The organism is Mesorhizobium hawassense (assembly GCF_003289945.1).
Classification (GTDB): domain Bacteria; phylum Pseudomonadota; class Alphaproteobacteria; order Rhizobiales; family Rhizobiaceae; genus Mesorhizobium; species Mesorhizobium hawassense.
Genome location: NZ_QMBP01000035.1, coordinates 1 through 21,544, shown reverse-complemented (window position 1 = coordinate 21,544; position 21,544 = coordinate 1). Strand labels below are relative to the sequence as shown.

The 21,544-nt window shown below is 64.4% G+C and carries 17 protein-coding genes; 9 read left to right on the top strand and 8 right to left on the bottom strand.

The window, feature by feature from the left end; genetic code table 11:
* Positions 1-17: 17 nt before the first annotated feature.
* The 5 genes from DPM33_RS34580 to tpiA form a co-directional block, all read right to left on the bottom strand.
* Positions 18-563 carry a DUF1697 domain-containing protein gene (locus tag DPM33_RS34580; protein WP_112101948.1) on the bottom strand — a complete coding sequence of 182 codons (546 nt, stop codon included), beginning with the start codon at positions 561-563 and terminating at the stop codon, positions 18-20.
* Between the two features lie 22 nt (positions 564-585).
* Entirely contained in the window at positions 586-2,223 is a 1,638-nt protein-coding gene (locus DPM33_RS34575; protein ID WP_112101946.1) for a CTP synthase, read from the bottom strand.
* Between the two features lie 150 nt (positions 2,224-2,373).
* Complete coding sequence (locus DPM33_RS34570; protein ID WP_112101966.1) at positions 2,374-3,501, bottom strand: L,D-transpeptidase; 1,128 nt, start codon at positions 3,499-3,501, stop codon at positions 2,374-2,376.
* A 214-nt stretch (positions 3,502-3,715) separates the two neighbouring features.
* Positions 3,716-4,237 carry a preprotein translocase subunit SecG gene (secG, locus tag DPM33_RS34565; protein ID WP_112101944.1) on the bottom strand — a complete coding sequence of 174 codons (522 nt, stop codon included), beginning with the start codon at positions 4,235-4,237 and terminating at the stop codon, positions 3,716-3,718.
* A 147-nt stretch (positions 4,238-4,384) separates the two neighbouring features.
* Positions 4,385-5,155, bottom strand: a complete 771-nt coding sequence (gene tpiA / locus DPM33_RS34560) for a triose-phosphate isomerase (RefSeq protein WP_112101942.1) — start codon at positions 5,153-5,155, stop codon at positions 4,385-4,387.
* Positions 5,156-5,298: 143 nt separating this feature from the next.
* On the opposite strand from tpiA, the gene DPM33_RS34555 reads away from it, so the two are divergent.
* Genes DPM33_RS34555 through DPM33_RS34535 form a run of 5 tightly spaced genes read left to right on the top strand, consistent with a single transcriptional unit; the run spans position 5,299 to position 10,705 of the window.
* Positions 5,299-7,194, top strand: a complete 1,896-nt coding sequence (locus tag DPM33_RS34555) for a peptidyl-prolyl cis-trans isomerase (protein WP_112101940.1) — start codon at positions 5,299-5,301, stop codon at positions 7,192-7,194.
* Complete coding sequence (gene trpD / locus DPM33_RS34550) at positions 7,191-8,201, top strand: anthranilate phosphoribosyltransferase (RefSeq protein ID WP_112101938.1); 1,011 nt, start codon at positions 7,191-7,193, stop codon at positions 8,199-8,201. Before DPM33_RS34555 ends, trpD begins: the two co-directional genes overlap by 4 nt.
* Before the next feature lie 4 nt (positions 8,202-8,205).
* Positions 8,206-9,018 (top strand): indole-3-glycerol phosphate synthase TrpC, encoded by an 813-nt coding sequence (gene trpC / locus DPM33_RS34545; RefSeq protein ID WP_112101936.1) that lies wholly within the window; start codon positions 8,206-8,208, stop codon positions 9,016-9,018.
* 2 nt (positions 9,019-9,020) lie between these two features.
* Positions 9,021-9,500, top strand: a complete 480-nt coding sequence (gene moaC / locus DPM33_RS34540; RefSeq protein WP_112101935.1) for a cyclic pyranopterin monophosphate synthase MoaC — start codon at positions 9,021-9,023, stop codon at positions 9,498-9,500.
* Entirely contained in the window at positions 9,500-10,705 is a 1,206-nt protein-coding gene (locus DPM33_RS34535) for a molybdopterin molybdotransferase MoeA (protein ID WP_112101933.1), read from the top strand. The genes moaC and DPM33_RS34535 overlap by 1 nt, the downstream gene beginning before the upstream one ends.
* A gap of 54 nt (positions 10,706-10,759) precedes the next feature.
* Here DPM33_RS34535 and DPM33_RS34530 read toward each other — a convergent pair whose 3' ends face one another.
* Positions 10,760-11,590: an alpha/beta hydrolase gene (locus DPM33_RS34530; protein WP_112101931.1), complete on the bottom strand. Its 831-nt coding sequence runs from the start codon at positions 11,588-11,590 to the stop codon at positions 10,760-10,762.
* A 249-nt stretch (positions 11,591-11,839) separates the two neighbouring features.
* Here DPM33_RS34530 and DPM33_RS34525 point away from each other — a divergent pair, with 249 nt between their 5' ends.
* A complete protein-coding gene (locus tag DPM33_RS34525) occupies positions 11,840-13,459 on the top strand; it encodes an AMP-binding protein (RefSeq protein WP_112101929.1) in 1,620 nt (539 codons plus the stop codon).
* A gap of 8 nt (positions 13,460-13,467) precedes the next feature.
* Here DPM33_RS34525 and kynU read toward each other — a convergent pair whose 3' ends face one another.
* The gene (gene kynU, locus DPM33_RS34520; RefSeq protein WP_112101927.1) at positions 13,468-14,715 is read right to left on the bottom strand and encodes a kynureninase; all 1,248 of its coding nucleotides are present in this window, start codon (positions 14,713-14,715) and stop codon (positions 13,468-13,470) included.
* A 450-nt stretch (positions 14,716-15,165) separates the two neighbouring features.
* Between kynU and lexA the strand changes: the two genes are divergently transcribed.
* Positions 15,166-15,900 (top strand): transcriptional repressor LexA, encoded by a 735-nt coding sequence (gene lexA / locus DPM33_RS34515; protein ID WP_112101926.1) that lies wholly within the window; start codon positions 15,166-15,168, stop codon positions 15,898-15,900.
* Here lexA and DPM33_RS34510 read toward each other — a convergent pair.
* On the bottom strand, positions 15,894-18,347 hold the full coding sequence (locus DPM33_RS34510; protein WP_112101924.1) for a ComEC/Rec2 family competence protein: 2,454 nt from the start codon (positions 18,345-18,347) through the stop codon (positions 15,894-15,896). The two genes, lexA and DPM33_RS34510, sit on opposite strands and share 7 nt — an antisense overlap.
* A 103-nt stretch (positions 18,348-18,450) precedes the next feature.
* On the opposite strand from DPM33_RS34510, the gene gltX reads away from it, so the two are divergent.
* Positions 18,451-19,875: a glutamate--tRNA ligase gene (gene gltX, locus DPM33_RS34505; protein WP_112101964.1), complete on the top strand. Its 1,425-nt coding sequence runs from the start codon at positions 18,451-18,453 to the stop codon at positions 19,873-19,875.
* A 181-nt stretch (positions 19,876-20,056) separates the two neighbouring features.
* Positions 20,057-21,385 carry a citrate synthase gene (gltA, locus tag DPM33_RS34500; protein ID WP_112101922.1) on the top strand — a complete coding sequence of 443 codons (1,329 nt, stop codon included), beginning with the start codon at positions 20,057-20,059 and terminating at the stop codon, positions 21,383-21,385.
* The last annotated feature ends 159 nt before the right edge of the window (positions 21,386-21,544 follow it).

The window sequence follows — 21,544 nt, the reverse complement described above, 5'->3', positions numbered from 1 at the left end:
TGCCTACTGCCTACTGCCTACTGCCTACTGCCTACCATCTCCGCCAACCGGCGCACGGTATTCCAATTGCGCGACGTGCCGACGCCCAACCGTTTGTGATTGGCGGCTGCGAGCAGCCGCGAGCTCGGCCGCTCGCGCGAAAAGACGAGCCAGATATCGCCGTCGACCAAAAGCACCTTCTCGTCGTCAGCGGCGCGAGCCTGAAGTCTCGATAAAGCTTCGTCGACGACGGGTTGGCGCATCACCCGGATCGCGACCTGGTCGCCGGCTTTCGCCGATTCGGCAGGGAACGGGTTGGAGGCCGCAAGCTTCAGCCAATCCTCCGCGCCGCGCACGATGATGTCGACATGGCGACCGAAAGTCTTTTCGAAGGCCCCCTCAAGCCGCTGCTCGAGAGTGGAAATTTTGGTCGTGCGTGCCTCGAAGACCAGATTGCCGGTCGACACCAGCGTACGGACATTGTTGAAGCCGAGGCCTTCGGCCATCGACTTGAAATCCGACATGACGAGGCGCCGGCCTTCGCCAAGGCCTATGCTGTAGAGCAACGCAACGTAGGCCTGCATCGCGGGTCCGCCAGCCGGTAGCTCAAACCAGGCGCGACTGGTCCACCGCCGCCGAAATAAAGCTCGCGAACAGCGGGTGCGGTTCGAGCGGCCGGCTCTTCAGTTCCGGATGATACTGCACGCCGATGAACCACGGATGGTCGGGATATTCGACCGTCTCCGGCAACACGCCGTCGGGCGACATGCCAGCAAAGACCAAGCCGCAATCCTCCAGCCGCTGCTTGTAGTCGATGTTGACTTCGTAGCGGTGCCGGTGGCGTTCGGAAATCTGCGTGTCGCCGTAGATGTCGGCGATCTTCGAGCCCTTCGCCAGCTCGGCCTGGTAGGCGCCGAGCCGCATCGTGCCGCCGAGGTCGCCGGTGGCCCTGCGCTTCTCCAGCATGTTGCCTTTCAGCCATTCGGTCATCAGGCCGACGACCGGCTCGTCGGTCGGTCCGAACTCGGTCGACGACGCATGGTCGACACCCGCGAGCGAGCGAGCCGCCTCGATGCAAGCCATCTGCATGCCGAAGCATATGCCGAAGTAAGGCACCTTGCGCTCGCGCGCGAATTTTGCTGCCAGGATCTTTCCTTCCGAGCCGCGTTCACCAAAGCCGCCAGGAACCAGGATGCCGTGCACCTTTTCCAGCCAGGGCGTCGGATCTTCCTTCTCGAAGATCTCGCTCTCGATCCAGTCGAGCTTGACCTTGACCCGGTTGGCGAGGCCGCCATGCGAGAGCGCTTCGATCAGCGATTTATAGGCATCCTTGAGGCCGGTGTACTTGCCGACGACGGCGATCGTCACCTCGCCTTCCGGATTATGGATGTGGTTGGAAAGCTTCTGCCACGGCTCCATGCGCGGCTTCGGCGCCGGGTCGATGCCAAAGGCCGCGAGCACCTCCGAATCGAGCCCTTCCTGGTGATAGGCCATCGGCACGTCATAGATATGCGGCACGTCGAGCGCCTGGATGACGGCGCTTTCGCGCACATTGCAGAACAGCGACAGCTTCCGGCGCTCTTCCTTCGGGATCGGCCGGTCGGCGCGCACCAGAAGGATGTCTGGCGCGATACCGATGCCGCGCAATTCCTTCACCGAATGCTGCGTCGGCTTGGTCTTCAGTTCGCCGGCCGTCGGGATGTAGGGCATCAGCGTCAGATGCACGTAGACGGCGTTGTTGCGCGGCAAATCGTTGCCGAGCTGGCGAATCGCCTCCAGGAACGGCATCGCCTCGATATCGCCGACCGTGCCGCCGATCTCGCACAGCACGAAGTCGTAGTCGTCATTGCCGTCGAGCACGAAATGCTTGATCTCGTCGGTGACGTGCGGGATCACCTGCACGGTCGCGCCGAGATAGTCGCCGCGCCGCTCGCGCTCGATGATGTTCTTGTAGATACGGCCGGTGGTGATGTTGTCCTGCTGGTTAGCCGAGCGCCCGGTGAAGCGCTCATAGTGGCCGAGATCGAGATCGGTCTCGGCCCCGTCATCGGTGACGAACACTTCGCCATGCTGGTACGGCGACATCGTTCCGGGGTCGACATTCAAGTAGGGATCGAGCTTTTTGATCCGCGCGCGATAGCCTCGCGCCTGCAGAAGAGCCCCAAGAGCTGCTGCGGCGATGCCTTTTCCGAGTGAGGAAACCACGCCGCCTGTGATGAATACATATCGCGCCATGGGAGTCATCGCTTAACGCGGCCTGATTGATTCCGCCAGAGAAAAAACCGCCGCGAAGGCTTTTTCCCAAAATGGCGCTGGTGCCGGTGATCGGCGTTTTCATTATTCAAAACAAAAGGGCCGGCGGTGCCGGCCCTTTCGGCAGTTTGATGGAAATCGTTAGATGATAACAACCTTGGTGCCGATCCTCACGCGGCTGTAGAGATCCATGACGTGCTCGTTGATCATGCGGAAGCAGCCGTTGGAAGCGCTGGTTCCGATCGACTGCGGCGCAATCGTGCCGTGGATGCGCAGATGCGTGTCCTTCTTGCCGTCATAGAGGTAGATGGCACGCGCGCCGAGCGGGTTTTCGCCACCGCCGTTCATGCCATCCTTGTATTGGCCGTAGTGCTTCGGCTCGCGCTTCTGCATGTCGAGCGTCGGGATCCAGCGCGGCCATTCCTGCTTGTCGCCGACCGCCACCGTGCCCTTGAACTGCAGGCCTTCGCGACCGACAGCGATGGCATAGCGCCGCGCAGTCGAAAAGCTCTCGACCAGGTAGAGGCGACGGGCGCTGGTATCGATGACGATGGTGCCCGGCTCATAGCCGGAGAAGGAAACATCCTGCGGCACGAATTCCGGCTTCACCTTGAACGGCCGCTTGGCGTCCTTCTTGGCCAGTGCCGAATCGAGCGCGCGGGTCTCGGGCAGGTAGCTGATCGAACTCGATCGTGCGGCGCCGCCGAACAGGCCGTCGAACAGACCGCCGCTGCTCGCCTGCTTCTGGCCGGGCTGCTCGCTGCGCAATTCACCGTCGTTGCCGGTGGCGGCGACGTTCATGGTCTCGGCCGGGATCGGCTCCTCGGCCTTGACCGGAATGAGCGGCGCCACGGACTCCAGCGGCGCGATGATCTTGGTGGTCTTCTTGGCCGGCTTGGCGTCGGCGACTTCTGCCGGCGCGCTGCCCTTCTTGGCGAGCCATTCCTGGCGCGCCGCATCCGCCTTTGCCTTGGCCGCCTCGCGCATCGCCAGCTTGCGAGCGTCGAGCGCCTTTTCCTTGGCGGCTTCCTTGTCGGCCGCGATCTTGGCCTCGAGCTTGCTGATCTGTGCAAGATCGCCCGAGGTCGGGTTTTTCTTCTTCTTGAGAAGCTTCAACTGCGATGCGTCGCTTTTGGTGGCGACGACGGGAATGGCGTCGGTTGTCTCTACCGACGGGGAAGTGGCCAGGTTTGCCGGTCCGGCAAAGGCCGCGGAACCCATGCCGAGGACGGCACAGACTCCCAGGAGGATGAAGCTGCGAAGCTGCATGGCGAAGATCCGATTGTTCAAAGCAAGTTGCCCACGGCGTCGCCCGGCGCCCCCCAAGGACGCCGATAAAGTGCCGCGCGCAATCTATAATCGATTAGCCGTCACCGCCTCAAGCTGAGGCAGGCGCTATGCCCAGTTGAATCTTCGTGATGGGACGCGCATTTGCCGCGACTGTGTTCAAAGAACAACAGATCGCGGCCCGGTGCTTGGCCGGCTACTGGTTCGGAACCTGCGGGGTGACCGGCAAGGTGACGCCGTTGGTTGCCGGCGGCGTGGTCGGATTCGCGGGCGCCGGCGCGGTCGGAGCAGTCGTTGTCGCCGGAGCCGGGGCGGTGGTGCCGTTGGCAAGCGGCGTGGTGGTCGTCGTGCCGCCCGACGGGACCGCGGGAGCCGTGCCGCCGGCCGGAGCCGCGGGCTTGGTGGTGCCCACCGGTCCGCTGGAACCCGGCAGTTGGTTGAGCACGCCGCTCCCCTGGCTCGACGTCGCCGGGCGGTCGAGGATATCGATCGGCTTCTCGCCGTAGCGAGCAATGATCGACAGCGCCAGCGAGGTGACGAAGAACGCAGCCGCCAGGATCGCGGTGGCGCGGGTCAGCGCGTTGGCGGCGCCCCGCGCCGTCATGAAACCGGAACCGCCGCCGATGCCCAGGCCGCCGCCTTCGGAGCGCTGCAGCAGCACCACGCCGACAAGGGCGAGCACGACCATGAGGTGGATGACGATCAGTACGGTTTCCATAATTTATCCTGGCGAGGTCTTGCGCGACCGCGCATACGACCGGTGTTTTGGAGGCGGCTCCTTACAATGCTTTGGCGGCATTTCCAAGCCCGTGGCCGGGAATATGGGAAGCAATGCCGCCATTACAACGATTTATGCCGCGCGAGCCTAAGATGCGATGTTCATATAAGCTTCGGCGATGGCCAGGAAGTCGGCCGCCTTGAGGCTGGCGCCGCCGACCAGCGCGCCGTCGACATTGTCGACGCCGAGCAGTTCCACAGCGTTGGAGGGCTTGACCGAGCCGCCATAAAGAATGCGCATCTTCGCTGCGGCGTCGCCGAGCAACTCGGTCAGCTTATGGCGGATATGCGCATGCGCCTCGGCGACGTCGGCCGCGGTCGGGGTCAGGCCGGTGCCGATGGCCCAGACCGGCTCGTAGGCAATGATGGTGTTGGCCGCGGTAGCGCTCGTCGGAATCGAACCTTCCAGCTGCCGCGACAATATATCGAGCGTTGCGCCCGTCTCGCGCTCGGCACGCGTCTCGCCGATGCAGATGATGGCAACCAGCCCTGCCCGCCAGGCGGCGGAGGCCTTGGCATGGACCGTCGCATCGTCCTCGCCGAACAGTTCACGGCGCTCGGAATGGCCGACAATGACATGGCTCGCGCCGGCGTCCTTGAGCATCTCGGCCGAAATCTCGCCGGTGAAAGCGCCGCTCTCCTTGGCATGGCAATCCTCGCCGCCGGCCCGCACCGGCGTACGCGACAGGATCTCGGCGGCGCGCTGGAGCAACGTCGCCGGCACACACACCACCGCCTCGGTCTCGGCATCGAGGCCGCTCATGAAGCCGTTGCCGATCGACCGCAGTTCGGCGAGAGAGGCACTGGTGCCGTTCATTTTCCAGTTGCCGGCAACAAGCGGGCGGATTCCAGGGGTCATGGGACGCATTCTCCGAGCGACATTAAGCAGCGCCCTCACTACCAAAATCAGGTCACAAAGCAATCGACAGTGGACCGGAAGGGCGCTATTGCGCTTGTTTCAGACTCGGCGCACGCGAAAATGCGCATAAATCGGAAGTATGCATGCTTGGTATATTGAGAAGCGCGGCGGGTACCTGGGTCGCGAAGGCGTTGCTGTCCTTGCTGGTGGTGAGTTTCCTCGCCTGGGGCGCCACCACCCGCATGGTGGGTGGCATGCTGGGCGGCCACCACCCGGTGATCACCGCCGGCGGCACGGAGGTCTCGATCAACGAGTACCGCCTCGCCTACGATCGCCAGGTCAGCATGCTGTCGCAGCAATACGGCCAGCGCGTCACCCAGGAACAGGCCAAGCTGCTCGGTGTCGAGAATCAGGTGCTGTCGCAGCTCGTGTCGGGCGCCGTGCTCGACGAACAGGCGCGCAAGCTAGGCCTCGGCCTCTCCAAGGATCGGCTGGCCGAACTGACGCGCGAGGATCCGGCCTTCAAGGGCCCGAGCGGCCAGTTCGATCGCCGGACCTTCGACTATCTCCTGCATCAGCTCGGCATGCGGCCGGAGGACTATCTCAAGAACCGCTCGCAGGTGGCTGTGCGCCAGCAGATCGTCGAGGCGATCTCCGACGGCCTCAAGGTACCGCAGACCTTCCTCAAGGCGGTCTCGCTCTATCGCGGCGAGGATCGCACGATCGACTATCTGGTGCTGCCCAAGACGCTGGTGCAGCCGATCGAAGCGCCGTCCGACAGCGCCCTCAACACATATTTCGACGCCAACAAGAAGAACTACGCGGCGCCGGAATACCGCAAGTTCTCCTATGTCCGGCTGGAGCCGCAGGACATCATGGATCCGTCCGCGGTGACCGACCAACAGGTCGGCGACGACTACAAGAAGAATGTCGCGCGCTACACGACGCCCGAGACCCGCACCATCGAGCAGCTTGTGTTCAAGACGCCGGATGCGGCCAAGGCGGCCTACGATTCGCTGAAGGCAGGCGCCACGTTCGACAAGCTCGTCATCGCCGAAGGCAAGACGCAGGCCGACACGCTGCTCGGCACGCTGGCCAGGGACAAGATCGCCGACAAGGCCGTCGCCGATGCGGCGTTCTCGCTCAATGCCAACGAGGTGAGCCAAGTCGTCCAAGGCGCCTTCGGCCCCGTGCTCCTGCGCGTCACCGAGATCAAGCCGCAGGTCGTGAAGCCGCTCGCGGAAGTGTCCGACCAGATCCGCAAGGATCTTGCGCTTGGCGAAGCAAGCCGCATCCTGCTCGACGTACATGACAGCTATGAGGACACCCGCGCCTCAGGCGCCTCGCTCGCCCAGGCAGCCGACAAGCTGAAACTCAAGGTCGTCACCATCGATGCCATCGACCGCACCGGCCTGCGTCCGGACGGCACGATCGTCAACGACCTGCCGGAATCGGCGGATCTCATCAAGTCGGTGTTCGCGGCCGAGCCCAATACCGAAAATGAAGGCCTGACCACCACGGACAATGGTTTTGTATTCTATGAGGTGCAGTCGATCACGCCGGCGCGCGACCGCACGCTGGATGAAGTCCGCAAGAAGGTGGCGGCCGACTGGACCGAGGCCGAAACCGACAAGCGGCTCGACACGAAAGCGCAGGAGTTGGAGAAGCGCCTCAAGGCCGGCACTACGCTTGACGTCGTCGCCGGCGAGCTCAAGCTCGAGAAGCAGACCAAGCGCGGCCTGAAGCGCGAAGCCGACGATGCCGATTTCGGCAAGGAAGGTGCTGCGGCCATGTTCGGCGTCGGCGAAGGCGGCACCGGCTTGATCCCATCGCCCACCGGCGACGGCCAGATCCTGTTTAAGGTCGCCGAAGTCTTCGAGCCGGCGGGCGCCGATGGCAGCGCGGTGCCGGACGAGGCGCAGAAATCCTTCGGCGCCGGCATGTCCGACGACCTGCTCGACCAGTTGGTGGCCCAGTTGCAGTCGCAATACAACGTTCGCATCGATCCGAACGCCGTTTCGCAAGCACAGACACGATGAGCGCGCTGAAGACACATATCGCCAAGGTCGCGAGCGGCACCGCGCTGTCTTTCGAGGAAGCCCGCGAGGCCTTCGACATCATCATGTCGGGCGATGCGACGCCCGGTCAGATCGGCGGCTTCCTGATGGCGCTGCGCGTGCGCGGCGAGACGGTGGGCGAGATATCCGGCGCGGTCGCCACGATGCGCGCCAAGATGCTGCGCGTCGAGGCGCCGCACGGCGCCGTCGACATCGTCGGCACCGGCGGCGACAATTCGCACTCGGTCAACATCTCGACGGCTTCGGCCTTCGTCATCGCCGCCGCCGGCGTGCCGGTCGCCAAGCATGGCAATCGCGGCCTGTCCTCGCTGACCGGCTCGGCCGACGTGCTGACAGCACTAGGCGTCAAGATCGACATCTCGCCGGAAATGATCGGCCGCTGCATCCATGAGGCCGGCGTCGGTTTCATGTTCGCGCCGGCGCATCATCCGGCGATGAAGCATGTCGGGCCGACCCGCGTCGAGCTCGGCACGCGCACCATCTTCAACCTGCTCGGGCCGCTGTCGAACCCCGCCGGCGTCAGCCGCCAGATGGTCGGAGTCTTCCTGCCGGAGTGGATCATGCCGGTGGCCGAGACGCTGAAGGCGCTTGGCGCCGATCACGCCTGGGTCGTCCATGGCGACGGCTATGACGAGATCACCACCACCGGCGAGACCCAGGTGGCGGAGCTTGCCGGCGGCGAGATCCGCAGCTTCACCTTGACGCCGGAAGCCGTTGGCTTGAAGCGGCACACCAAGGAAGAGCTTCGCGGCGGCGACGCGGCCTACAACGCCAAGGAACTGCGCGACATGCTGGGTGGCGCCGCCGGCGCTTACCGCGATACGGTGCTGATGAATGCCGGCGCAGGACTGGTCGTGGCCGGCAAGGTAACGACCCTTGCCGACGGTATCGCGGCGGCGGCGCAGGCGATCGACAGCGGCCGCGCGCTTGCTGTGCTGGACAAGCTGGTCGAGATTTCGAACGGATAACGCCTTGTCGGACATCCTGCGCAAGATTGAAGCCTACAAGCGCGAAGAAATAGCGGCGGCAAAGGCGCGCGTGCCTCTGGCCGAAATCAAGGCGCGTGCGAAGGATGCGGACGCGCCGCGCGGCTTTCTCGCGGCGCTGGAGGCAAAGCGCAGGTCCGGCAATTTCGCGCTGATCGCCGAGATCAAGAAGGCCAGTCCATCCAAGGGCCTGATCCGCGCCGATTTCGATCCGCCGGCCCTCGCCCGGGCCTATCAGAAGGGCGGCGCCGCCTGCCTTTCGGTGTTGACCGACGCGCCATCCTTCCAGGGCGCGCCGGAATTCCTGACGGCCGCGCGCGCAGCCGTGCGCCTGCCGGCTCTGCGCAAGGATTTCCTGTTCGACACCTACCAGGTCTACGAAGCGCGCGCCTGGGGCGCCGATGCGATCCTGATCATCATGGCAAGCGTCGACGACGCGCTGGCCAGGGAATTGGAAGCTACCGCGTTCGAACTCGGCATGGACGCTCTGGTCGAGGTGCATGACGAGGCCGAAACGGAGCGCGCGCTAAGATTGTCGTCGCAGCTGATCGGCATCAACAACCGCGATCTGAGAACCTTCGAGACCAGCCTCGGTGTTTCGGAGCGCCTGGCGGCCATGGTGCCGGCGGACCGGCTGCTGGTCAGCGAAAGCGGCATCTTCACGCATGAGGATTGCCGCCGGCTGGAGAAGAGCAAGATCGGCACCTTCCTCGTCGGCGAGAGCCTGATGCGGCAGGCCGACGTGGCCGCGGCGACCGAGCTTCTGCTGACGGGCAAGGCGCCGGCCGAGGCTATCTGAGCATGCCTGCCCTCACCCATCTTGACGCCAAGGGCGAAGCCAACATGGTCGATGTCGGCGACAAGGCCGAGACGATCCGTACCGCGATCGCCGAAGGTTTCGTCTCGATGCAGCCCGCAACGCTGGAGATGATCCTCGCCGGCGACGCCAAGAAAGGCGACGTGCTGGGCACCGCCCGCATCGCCGGCATCATGGCGGCGAAGAAGACGCATGAACTCATCCCGCTTTGCCATCCGCTGCTTCTGACCAAGGTCGCCGTCGAGATCGAGCCGGACCGCACGCTGCCCGGTCTCAGGGTCACGGCGCTCGCACGTGTCACCGGCAAGACCGGCGTGGAAATGGAAGCGCTGACCGCCGCCTCGGTCGCCTGCCTCACCATCTACGACATGGCCAAGGCGGCGGATCGCGGCATGGTGATTTCCGGCATCCGGCTGGTCGAGAAGACCGGCGGTAAATCCGGCGACTACAAGGTGGATTCCTGATGGCCTTGGTTCCGGTCGCCGAAGCGCTCGAGCGCCTGCTCGACGGCGCAGCACCTTTGGCCGGTGAAACCATTCCATTAGCCGAAGCTGCCGGTCGGGTCCTGGCGGAGCCGGTCGCGGCACTGCGCACGCAGCCGCCCTTCAACGCCTCGGCGATGGACGGCTATGCTGCGCGTTCCGCCGATGTTGCGTCAGTGTCGGCGCAGCTCGAGGTTATAGGCACGGCCCCGGCCGGGCGCGGCTTCTCCGGATCCGTCGGGAAAGGCCAGGCTGTACGCATCTTTACCGGGGCGCCGGTGCCCGAAGGCGCCGATACTGTCGTTATCCAGGAAAACGTCCGCGACCTGGGCAACCGCAAGATAGAGGTGACGGAGCCAACCGCACAGGGACGCAATATCCGCCGCCGCGGGCTCGACTTCGGCCAGGGCGACGTGCTGCTCGAAAAGGGTCGCGTGCTCGATGCGGCAGCGCTTTCACTGGCGGCCTCGGCCAACCACCCTGCCTTGAGCGTCGTGCGGCAGCCACTGGTCGCGATCATCGCCACCGGCGACGAATTGCTGCCGCCGGGCAGCCAGCTTGGCCCCGACCAGATCATCTCATCCAACGCCTATGGTGTTGCCGCCGCCGCGCAATCCGTGGGCGCGCGCGCGCTCGATCTCGGCATCGCCGCCGACCGCAAGGAGGCGATCGCCGCGCTGGTCCGCAAAGCCGTCGACGCAGGCGCCGACGTCATCGTCACGCTCGGCGGCGCCTCCGTTGGCGATCACGACTTGATCCATGACGTACTCACCGGCGAAGGCATGACGCTCGACTTCTGGAAGATCGCCATGCGCCCTGGCAAACCGCTGATGTTTGGCCGGCTTGGCAACGTCCGCTGCATCGGCCTGCCCGGCAACCCAGTGGCGAGCATCGTCTGCTCGCAGCTTTTCCTGAAGCCGCTGCTTGCCCGGCTCGGCGGCCGCGATCTCAAGCAGGACGTGCGGACGGCTCGGCTGGGAAGCGCGATGCAGGCCAACGATCTAAGGCAAGACTATGTGCGCGCCGTGGTGCGCGAAGACGCCGGCACTTTGGTCGCGACCCCCTTCTGCATCCAGGACTCCTCGATGCTTAGAATGCTCGCCGACGCCAATGGGCTGATCGTGCGCCAGCCCTTCTCACCGGCGGCGGAAGCCGGCGCCGAATGCAGCGTGCTGATGCTGCGCTAGTCTAATTGGACGTCGACGAAGTCGATCGCCTATACGTCGGCGGAGCAGCAACCCTTATTCGTCGACCAACCTGCGGGTCAGAGGATGATCCGGGTCAGCGAGGCCATCCACAACGTCGAAATGGTGCCGGTCCGGCTCGACCACTGAATCGGTAGTCGCGCCGAGCCCGGTCCAGATGTTGGCGAGCAACGCGCTCTGGCGCAGGAATTCCGAACGCTCGCCGCCGCCGACCCAGCAGGTAATGCGGGCTCCCTCGACGGGCCGCAGCAATGCCGGGCTCTCTCTCGATGCTTCCCGTTCGTCGATGCTCAGGGTCTCGTTCAGCGCGGTGGACATCAGCGGACGCAGGTCGTGCAGGCCAGAAATCGAAACGACCTGGCGTATGCGCCGCGCCACATCGGGTGCCAGCGGCGAGGTAGCGGTCACCATGCGGCTGGCGAGATGTCCGCCGGCCGAGTGCCCGGTCAGCATCAGCGGGCCATCGACCATGGCTGCAGCCTTGTCGATCGCGGCCGCCACTTCAGCGACGATGCCACCGATCCTGGTCTGCGGGCACAGCGTGTAAGTGGGCATGGCGACGGCAAAGCCACGGCCGACGGCACCCCCGGCCAGATGGGACCAGGAATTCTTGTGTGACTCCATCCAGTAGCCGCCGTGGATGAACACCACGAGCCCCTTTGGCGCGGCAGACGGGAGAAAGAGATCGAACCGGTTGCAGGGCGCCTCGCCATAGACGATGTCGAGCCGCGCCCTTCCCTGCGCCAACAGCTTTTCGCGAAATACGCGAGCCGGGCCGTCCCAGGCCGCCGGCCAACGGTCGCCGCCGGCGATGTTCGCGCCATTGGCGTAGGCATTGTCCCAATCCGCGATGCGATGTTCGACCAACAGTCCCTCCCAGGACGCACAGGCTTCATCCAGCAATGGCCGGCTGCAAGGACCTCGTCAATGCTCGGGGCGAAAACATTTTAGGCTTGAAACAAATTTAGAGCGATGCGATCCTGCCTGATGAACAGCCGACAATGGGAGGTCTGCTGAACGGCCCAAGCCTGCACCCGCTCGCACTCAGGTGGCGCCGCGAAGGTGCGGCCGGGTGGCGGCAAACCGCCTTGGGCAAGCAGGGAGGATGGCGGCAGCATGCTTGGACCTTCAGCGCATACCGATACGTTCACGCGCGATAACCTGCCGCCGCCGGAAGAATGGTCGGACTTCCTTCTCGACGGCTTCGACTATCCCGAGCGTCTCAACGCCGGCGTCGAACTCACCGACAGGCTGGTCGAAAAAGGTTTCGGCGACCGCACCGCGCTGATCGGCAACGGCCGCCGTCGCACCTACAAGGAATTGTCGGACTGGACGAACAGACTGGCCCATGCGCTGGTCGAAAACTATGGCGTGAAACCGGGCAACCGGGTGCTGATCCGTTCGGCGAACAACCCCGCCATGGTCGCCTGCTGGCTGGCCGCCACCAAGGTCGGAGCAGTCGTCGTCAACACCATGCCGATGCTGCGCGCCGGGGAACTCGCCAAGATCGTCGACAAGGCGGAAATCGGTATCGCGCTGTGCGACACCAGGCTGATGGACGAGATGACCGCCTGCGCCAAGGACAGCGCCTATCTCAAACAGGTCATCGGCTTCGACGGCACTGCCAACCATGATGCGGAACTCGATCGCGCGGCGCTCGACAAACCCGTCATCTTCAAAGCGGTCGAAACCGGTTGCGACGATGTCGCGCTGCTCGGTTTCACGTCGGGCACGACCGGCGTGCCGAAGGCGACCATGCATTTCCATCGCGACCTGATGATCATCGCCGACGCCTATGCCCGCGAGATCCTCCAGGTGACGCCCGACGACATTTTCGTCGGTTCGCCGCCGCTGGCCTTCACCTTCGGCCTCGGCGGGCTCGCCATCTTTCCACTGCGCTTCGGCGCTGCCGCGACGCTCTTGGAACAGGCGACGCCGCCCAACATGATCGCCATCATCGAGACCTACAGGGCGACCATCTCCTTCACGGCGCCGACGGCCTACAGGGCGATGCTGAAGGCGATGGACGAAGGCGCGGACCTTTCGTCGCTGCGCGTTGCCGTTTCGGCTGGCGAGACCTTGCCCGCCCCCGTCTTCGAGGAATGGACGCGAAAGACCGGCAAGCCGATCCTGGACGGCATCGGCGCCACCGAGATGCTGCACATCTTCATCTCCAACCGCTTCGACGACAGGAAGCCGGCTTCGACCGGCAAGCCGGTGGGCGGCTACGAGGCGCGCATCGTCGACGATGAGATGCGCGAATTGCCGCGCGGCGCGACAGGCAGGCTGGCGGTGCGCGGACCGACGGGCTGCCGCTATTTGGCCGATGACCGCCAGAAGGACTATGTCCGTGGCGGCTGGAACCTGACCGGCGACACCTTCATGCAGGACGAGGACGGTTTCTTCCATTTCGCCGCACGCTCCGACGACATGATCGTCAGCGCCGGCTACAACATCGCAGGGCCGGAAGTGGAAGCAGCACTGCTGTCGCATCCCGATGTCGCGGAATGCGCCGTCATCGGCACGGAGGACGCCGAACGCGGCCAGATCGTCGAAGCGCATGTCGTGCTGGTGCCGGGCGCGGCGGCGGACGCCATGACCGTCAAGCGTCTCCAGGATCACGTCAAAGCGAGGATCGCACCTTACAAATATCCGCGCTCAGTGAAATTCATCGCGGCCCTGCCGAAAACCCAGACAGGCAAGATCCAGCGCTTCCGCCTGCGCGTCGAACATTGAGCCCCGCTTCAGGTGACGGCCTCCTTGACCGCATAGCGGGCATCCTGCCAGGCACCAGTGCGCAGGATGTCTTCGAGCACCTCGACGGCGTCCCAGACATCCCGGTAGCCGATATAGAGCGGCGTGAAGCCGAAACGGACGGTCGACGGCGCGCGGAAATCGCCTATCACGCCGCGCTCGATCAAGGCGCGCATCACCTGATAGCCATGCGGATGGGCGAACGACACCTGGCTGCCGCGCTCGGCGCCGTTGCGCGGGCTTTCCAATTCAAGGCCGAAGGCGCCGCATCTGGCTTCGACAAGCCGGATGAACAGGTCCGTCAGCGCGACGCTCTTCTCGCGCACGGCCGTCATGTCGACTTCGTCCCAGAGATCAAGCGCTCCCTTCAACGCCCGCATCGACAGCACCGGCTGGGTTCCGCACAGAAAGCGCCGAATCCCTGAGCCGGCGGCATAGCCCTGTTCGAACGCGAATGGCCTGGCATGGCCCCACCAGCCGCTGAGTGGCTGGCGAATGTCGCCGTGGTGGCGGATCGCGGCATAGATGAAGGCCGGCGCGCCCGGCCCGCCATTGAGATATTTGTAGGTGCAGCCGATGGCGAAATCGGCATTCGAGCCGTCGATATCCACCGCCAGGGCACCGGCCGCGTGGCAGAGATCCCAGATGATCAGCGCACCGGCGTCATGGGCCTTGCGGGTCAGGGCCGCCATGTCGCGCAGCCGGCCGGACTTGTAGTTGACATGGTTGACCAGGATTACGGCGACACGGTCGTCGATCAGCTCTTCGATGGTCGGCGCATCGACGCCTTCGAGCCGTAGCACCGTGCCGGGTCGGGTCGAGGCCACCCCTTCCGCCATGTAGAGGTCAGTCGGAAAGCTGTCGCCCTCGGCGACGATCACCGACCGGTCCGGCCGCATCGCGAGCGCCGCATGCAGGACCTTATAGATGTTGATCGAGGTGGTGTCGCATATCACGGTCTGGCCAGGCGCGGCGCCGATCAGGCGGCCGAGGCGGTCGCCCAGTTTGACAGGCATATCGAACCAACCCGCGGTGTTCCAGGCACGGATCAGATCCTGCGCCCATTCCTGCTTCGCGGCCGCCTCGATCTCGTCGAAAACATTGACCGAAGCGGCGCCCAGCGAATTGCCGTCGAGGTATATCACGCCTTCCGGCAGGATGAACCGACCGCGCATCGCGCGCAGCGGATCCGCGGCGTCCATCGCCTCGACCTCAGCGAGATCGGGAATTCCCCTCATTGTGCTCCGCCTCCATTTCGGCCCGGTGCCACGTACGGCCAGCCAAGGGCCGTTGTCTCACCACCATTCGCGACAGGGCAAGAACCTTCTGTCCTGTGTTAGCTGGTCCATAGACGGCGAAGACCACGGATCGGAATCATCCGCAATGTTGGCATTTTGGGTCCGTTTCGTTCACGGTGGAGCATGTTCACGGACGGGCGACGTGACCCCACCTCACGTCGCCGCGATGGCGTAGGCTCTCATTTCAGCTTAAGCAGCGTTGCAGAATCGAGCGGAATCAATGACACCGTCCGCTCGGCCCCGGTTGGGGCACCGTCGGGTGCAACATTGTTTCGGCAGCCTTAAGAAATTCATTAAACTTTAAACGGTTGCGGAACACAACTGGAACAGATAGTGTTTGTTCTGGGTTTGTTTTTCTGATTCTGGTTTCAGAACCCGTGGGGGCCGCCAATGCTGACGCGCAAACAACATGAACTCCTGATGTTCATCCATGAACGCCTGAAGGAGAGCGGGATTCCTCCATCCTTCGACGAGATGAAGGAGGCGCTCGACCTTGCCTCGAAGTCCGGTATCCATCGGCTGATCACCGCGCTGGAAGAACGCGGCTTCATTCGCCGGCTGCCGAACCGGGCGCGCGCGTTGGAAGTCCTGCGGTTGCCCGACTCGATCGCGCCTGGCCTGAATGCCGCGAAGAAGTTCTCGCCAAGCGTCATCCAGGGCGGCCAGGGCAATCTCAGCCGTCAGGTCAAGCCGGCGACGCCCTCGCGCACGCCGACGCCTAGCAATGACGACGACGCCGTTTCGGCCGTATCCATTCCGGTGATGGGCCGCATCGCCGCCGGTGTGCCGATCGACGCCATCCAGCACCAGACGCATTCGATCTCGGTGCCGCCGGATATGATCATGGGCGGCGAGCATTATGCGCTGGAGGTCAAAGGCGACTCGATGATCGAGGCCGGTATCTTCGATGGCGACACCGTCATCATCCGCAACGCCAACACGGCAAGCCCGGGCGAGATCGTGGTGGCGCTGGTCGACGACGAGGAGGCGACGCTCAAGCGCTTCCGCCGCAAGGGCGCATCGATCGCGCTGGAGGCCGCCAACCCGGCCTACGAGACCCGCATCTTCGGGCCCGACCGGGTCAAGGTGCAGGGCAAGCTCGTCGGGCTGATCCGCCGCTACTGAGACGACTGAGAGGACTTGGCCCTCTCAGGCTTTTCATAAGGCGGCAGTCCCCTCGCCTCACGGGTGTATTTGCGCTGCTCGTGCCAGGGCCGGTATGGCTTTTCAACGGCATACTGAATGACTGCTCGCGCGGTTGCCGACTGCGTGTCGAAAAAGACGGCAGCACTGCCGTCACGCGCCAGTTGGCGCTTGGTGACCACCAGCACGCGCGGATCGCGGCAGGGATTGTAGGCCGTGGCGTCGTTGATGACGATGAGATCGGCGAAGCCGCAGGCCGGCCGGGCGCTGTCGCGGTTTTCGGCGAGCGCGACGATCGCCCCGGAAGGGTGCCGGCCGATGCAGAGGTCGCCGGTACAGTAAAACGGCGATCCTGGCGGCAGGTCGACGGGATCGGCGATGTCCAGAGCGTCCTTGGCGAACGTCTCCGGCGGCACGATGTCCTCTGCCTTCAATGCCCGTTTCCAATTGTCGGTGGTGAACTCGTTGGAGCGTTCGCGGTTGATGGCAAGCTCGCCGCCGCCGATCGGCATTGCCACCAGATGCGCGTCCTCGGAGATGAGCACGTCCGGCGTGCGGACATGCGGGATGGCGAGCATCGCGGCCAGCGCGAAGGGAACGGCGGCAAGCCTGAGCCAGGTAGTGGCCATGGTCGCGATGACCAGCGCAATCGTCGCCAACAGCACCGACTGGATCGAGATCAATCCGACGGCATCGACGGGCGAACGCTCGGAAATCCATGCCGAGATTGCGATCATCGCGGTCAGGCCCTTGCCCATCACATAGAGGAACGGACCGTCGAGGCCGAACGGCATGGCCAGCGCGCTCAACACGGCAAACGGCATGACGATCAGCGAGACGATCGGCATGACCGCCAGATTGGCGAGCAGGCTGAGCGGCGAGACGCGCTGGAAGTGCCAGATCGCAAACAACAATGTCGCGCTGCCCGCGATGAGCGAGGTTACGGCGGCGCCACCCACGCCGACCGCAAGCTTTCGCGACAGGTATCCGAGGAACGAACGCTTTGCCGGCGGCGCGGTCGCTTTGCCGGCGCGATAGTCTGCAAAGCCGGCATAGGCGCCGACCAGGGCAGCGGTGGCCGCGAACGACATCTGAAAGCTCGGGCCGACCACTTCGTGCGGCGAGACAAGGATGACGGCGATCGCCGAGATCACCAGGTTGCGCATCGTCAGCGCCGCGCGGTCGAAGAGCACCGCGACCAGCATCACGGCAAGCATGATGAAGCTCCGCTCGGCCGCCACCACGATGCCGGAAATGACCAGGTAAGCGGCGATCGAGGCCAGCGCGATCGCCGCGGCGTATTTCTTGACTGGCCGGCGCGACGAGAAATCGGGAAACAGCGCGAAGGCGCCGCGCAGCAGGACCATGATCGTGCCGGCTACCAGCGCCATGTGCAGGCCCGAGATCGAGATGATGTGATAGATGCCGGTGCGCCGCATCGACTCGTTGATCTCTTCCGGAATGCCGGCGCGTACGCCGACGATCAGCGCCGCGGCGATCTCGCCTTCGGAACCGCCGATGCTGGTCCGGATGTGGTCGGCAATCCCTTCGCGCGCGTTTTCTATGGTCGACGCAATGCGCGCGCCCACTGGCGCCTCCGCCGGGGCAATCAGCTTCGGGTCGCCCAGGAAAAAGCCGCTGCCGCCGATGCCGGCAAAATAGCTGTCGAAGGAAAAATCGTAGCTGTCCGGCCGGACCGGACCTGTCGGCGGCAGCAGTTGGACATAGCCGGTCAGCATCGACCCGGCGGTCATGCCGGGCGGGATCCTGCGCGCCGAAACCCTGACGCGGTCCGGCGCATAGCGCAGCGTCGGATGCTCCGTGGACATGAGATCGATGGTCAGCCGCACACGGCCATTGGCCATCGCTTCGGCGGTGACGAGGCGGCCGGTCAACCGCGTCTGGATTTCCGACCCGAGCATCGGCGTCGCCATCCGCCAGGTCTCGACCTTGGCCGCAAGAAAGCCGAGCGCGCAGAAAAGCGTCGCCATGAAGACGAGGTGCGTTCTCTGCCAGGAACGCGAGACCGCCGCGCAGACAGCTATCAGGGCCACCGCCGCAAGTGGCCTGTAGAGATCGGGCTCGGTGCTCAGCGAGAAGTAGTAGATGACGCCGGCGGCCAGAAAGACCGGCACCAGGAGAAAGCCGATGCCGCGGTCGAGCTCGGTCGCGGCGGCGACGGCAACGCTTCGGCGCAGCGCAGGAAGCGAAACGCGGCCGAGCGGTTTGCGGATCCGGTCGAAGATGGCTGCTGGCGAGGCCGGCTGCGGCGCGCCGCCACCGGGCGGCGGAAGCTCGGCTGGCGGACGAAGCTCGGGAAGCGAAAGCGGCGTTTCCTCGGTAGGCTCGGCATAGGCAAACATAAGGCGCTCGCTGACGCCAGCTGTTATTCCCTCGCCCTCTCCCGCGCCCCGGCCACGTCCAGCCATCGGGTCTGCCCCTTGCGCCCCAGACCGCCTATGCTACATGAACGCCGACCGCGTGGAAGTCCGCGCGAAACATGCATTTTTTCAGTGCTTCTTCGAGAGTTCCATGTCCGACAAGGTCGTCACCCGTTTTGCCCCCTCGCCCACCGGCTACCTGCATATCGGCGGCGCGCGCACGGCGCTGTTCAATTGGCTCTATGCCAAGCACACCGGCGGCACGATGCTGCTGCGCATCGAGGACACCGATCGCGAGCGCTCCACCGAGGCCGCCACGGCTGCCATTCTGGACGGCCTGACCTGGCTCGGTCTCTCCTGGGATGGCGATGCAGTATCGCAGTTCGAGCGCGCGCCGCGCCATCGCGAGGTGGCCGAGGAGCTCGTGCGCATGGGCAAGGCCTATTACAGCTACGAAACCCCGGCCGAGCTCGAGGCGATGCGCGAGGCAGCCCGCGCCAAGGGCTTGCCGCCGCGTTACAACGGCCAGTGGCGCGACCGCGATCCCTCCGAGGCGCCGGCAGGCGTCAAGGGCGCGATCCGCATCAAAGCGCCGACCGCGGGCGAGACGATCGTGCAGGACCGCGTGCAGGGTGAGGTGCGTTTCCCGAACAAGGATCTCGACGACTTCATCATCCTGCGCTCGGACGGCAACCCGACCTATATGCATGCCGTCGTCGTCGACGACCACGACATGGGCGTCACCCACATCATCCGCGGCGACGATCACCTGACCAATGCCGCGCGCCAGACGGTGATCTACAACGCCATGGGTTGGGATGTGCCGTCGATGTCGCACATCCCGCTGATCCACGGCGCCGACGGCGCCAAGCTGTCGAAGCGGCACGGCGCGCTTGGTGTCGAGGCCTACCGCGCCATGGGCTATCTGCCGGAGGCTCTGCTCAACTATCTGGCGCGGCTTGGCTGGAGCCATGGCGACGATGAGGTGATGTCGATCAAGGACATGGTCGCATGGTTCGACATCGGCGACGTCAACAAGGGCGCGGCCCGCTTCGACTTCGCCAAGCTCGAGGCGCTGAACGGCGTGCATATGCGCAAGATGGACGACCAGGCGCTGTTCGACATCTTCGTCGCCACCTTGCCCTATCTCGAAGGCGGCCCCGCGCTTGCGGCAAAGCTTGATGACAAGCGCAAGGCGCAACTGCTCGCCGTGATGCCCGGCCTCAAGGAGCGGGCAAAGACCCTGGTCGAGCTGGTCGACGGCGCTGCGTTCCTGTTCGCCGAGCGGCCATTGCCGCTGGACGAGAAGGCAGCGGGCCTGCTCAACCCGGATGCGCGCGCGATCTTGCGCGGCGCGCATGGCGCATTGTCCTCTGTCCAAGGCGAGTGGAGCGCCGCCTCGGCGGAGGCTTCGATCCGTGAGTTCGCGCAGGCCGGCGGGCATAAGCTCGGCGCCGTGGCCCAACCGCTGCGGGCCGCGCTGACCGGCCGCAGCACCTCGCCCGGGGTGTTCGACGTGCTTGCCGTGCTGGGTCGCCAGGAGAGCCTGGCGCGGATTGGAGATCAAATCGATTAGGAGCGAACTGGCCCAAGAAGATTGGCATTGAAAGGTGCGTTTCGCAGTGCAACATTAGGCCTTGGCCCAATCTGGCACGCACCTCCTAAAATGCGGTGGCGAGTTCGCGCATTCCGGTGACTTCGACGTGCCGTTTGCAGGAATTGCCTTGCCGGCATGAGGATACAAAAGGAGTTTGAGAATGAGCGAAGCTGCGACGAAACTGGAACCCGGCAGCAAGGCGGAAGGGTCGACCGCCAGGCTCGAACTCGCCGGCGAGACGCATGAATTCAAGGTGCGAAGCGGCACCGTCGGGCCCGACGTCATCGACATCGGTTCGCTCTACAGCACGACCGGCGCCTTCACCTATGATCCCGGCTTCACCTCCACCGCAAGCTGCGAGTCGGGGATCACCTTCATCGACGGCGATGCCGGCATCCTGCTGCATCGCGGCTTCCCGATCGACCAGCTCGCCGAGCACGGCGATTTCCTCGAGGTCTGCTATCTCCTGCTCTACGGCGAGTTGCCGACCAAGGCGCAGAAGGACGACTTCGACTATCGCGTGACGCGCCACACGATGGTGCATGAACAGATGTCGCGCTTCTTCACCGGCTTCCGCCGCGACGCGCATCCGATGGCCGTCATGTGCGGCGTGGTCGGTGCGCTGTCGGCCTTCTATCACGACTCGACCGATATCTCGGATCCGTACCAGCGCATGGTCGCCTCGATGCGCCTGATCGCCAAGATGCCGACGATCGCGGCGATGGCCTACAAGTACCATATCGGCCAGCCCTTCATTTACCCGAAAAACGATCTCGGCTTCGCAGCCAACTTCCTGCATATGTGCTTTGCCGTGCCGTGCGAGGAGTACAAGATCAATCCGGTGCTGGCGCGCGCCATGGACCGCATCTTCATCCTGCATGCCGACCACGAGCAGAACGCCTCGACCTCGACCGTTCGCCTTGCCGGCTCTTCCGGCGCCAACCCCTTCGCCTGCATCGCCGCCGGCATCGCCTGCCTGTGGGGCCCGGCGCATGGCGGCGCCAACGAAGCGGCGCTGAATATGCTGGGTGAGATCGGCCATGTCGATCACATCCCTGAGTTCATTGCCCGCGCCAAGGACAAGAACGACCCGTTCCGCCTGATGGGCTTCGGCCACCGCGTCTACAAGAACTACGATCCGCGCGCCAAGATCATGCAGAAGACCGCGCATGAGGTGCTGGGCGAGCTCGGCATCAAGGACGATCCGCTGCTCGACATCGCCATGGAGCTGGAAAAGATCGCGCTGACCGACGAGTACTTCATCGAAAAGAAGCTCTACCCGAACGTCGACTTCTATTCCGGCATCACGCTGAAGGCGCTTGGCTTCCCCACCACCATGTTCACCGTGCTGTTCGCGGTTGCCCGCACCGTCGGCTGGATCGCGCAGTGGAAGGAAATGATCGAGGATCCGCACCAGAAGATCGGCCGTCCGCGCCAGCTCTACACCGGCGCAACGGAACGCGACTACGTGCCGATTGCCAAAAGGTAGGAATTAGTGAGTAGGCAGTAGGCAATAGAAGAGGATGCCTACTGCCTACTGCCTACTGCCTACTGCCTACTGCCTACTGCCTACTGCCTACTGCCTACTGCCTACTGCCTACTGCCTACTGCCTACTGCCTACTGCCTACTGCCTACTGCCTACTGCCT

What these genes read in the sequence shown, in the direction of transcription:
- secG (WP_112101944.1), bottom strand. Translation starts at nt 4,237, where the DNA reads ATGGAAACCGTACTGATCGTCATCCACCTCATGGTCGTGCTCGCCCTT.
- tpiA (WP_112101942.1), bottom strand. Translation starts at nt 5,155, where the DNA reads ATGACCCCTGGAATCCGCCCGCTTGTTGCCGGCAACTGGAAAATGAAC.
- DPM33_RS34580 (WP_112101948.1), bottom strand. Translation starts at nt 563, where the DNA reads ATGCAGGCCTACGTTGCGTTGCTCTACAGCATAGGCCTTGGCGAAGGC.
- gltX (WP_112101964.1), top strand. Translation starts at nt 18,451, where the DNA reads ATGTCCGACAAGGTCGTCACCCGTTTTGCCCCCTCGCCCACCGGCTAC.
- lexA (WP_112101926.1), top strand. Translation starts at nt 15,166, where the DNA reads ATGCTGACGCGCAAACAACATGAACTCCTGATGTTCATCCATGAACGC.
- kynU (WP_112101927.1), bottom strand. Translation starts at nt 14,715, where the DNA reads ATGAGGGGAATTCCCGATCTCGCTGAGGTCGAGGCGATGGACGCCGCG.
- gltA (WP_112101922.1), top strand. Translation starts at nt 20,057, where the DNA reads ATGAGCGAAGCTGCGACGAAACTGGAACCCGGCAGCAAGGCGGAAGGG.
- DPM33_RS34555 (WP_112101940.1), top strand. Translation starts at nt 5,299, where the DNA reads ATGCTTGGTATATTGAGAAGCGCGGCGGGTACCTGGGTCGCGAAGGCG.
- DPM33_RS34525 (WP_112101929.1), top strand. Translation starts at nt 11,840, where the DNA reads ATGCTTGGACCTTCAGCGCATACCGATACGTTCACGCGCGATAACCTG.
- DPM33_RS34570 (WP_112101966.1), bottom strand. Translation starts at nt 3,501, where the DNA reads ATGCAGCTTCGCAGCTTCATCCTCCTGGGAGTCTGTGCCGTCCTCGGC.
- DPM33_RS34535 (WP_112101933.1), top strand. Translation starts at nt 9,500, where the DNA reads ATGGCCTTGGTTCCGGTCGCCGAAGCGCTCGAGCGCCTGCTCGACGGC.
- trpD (WP_112101938.1), top strand. Translation starts at nt 7,191, where the DNA reads ATGAGCGCGCTGAAGACACATATCGCCAAGGTCGCGAGCGGCACCGCG.
- DPM33_RS34575 (WP_112101946.1), bottom strand. Translation starts at nt 2,223, where the DNA reads ATGACTCCCATGGCGCGATATGTATTCATCACAGGCGGCGTGGTTTCC.
- moaC (WP_112101935.1), top strand. Translation starts at nt 9,021, where the DNA reads ATGCCTGCCCTCACCCATCTTGACGCCAAGGGCGAAGCCAACATGGTC.
- DPM33_RS34510 (WP_112101924.1), bottom strand. Translation starts at nt 18,347, where the DNA reads ATGGCTGGACGTGGCCGGGGCGCGGGAGAGGGCGAGGGAATAACAGCT.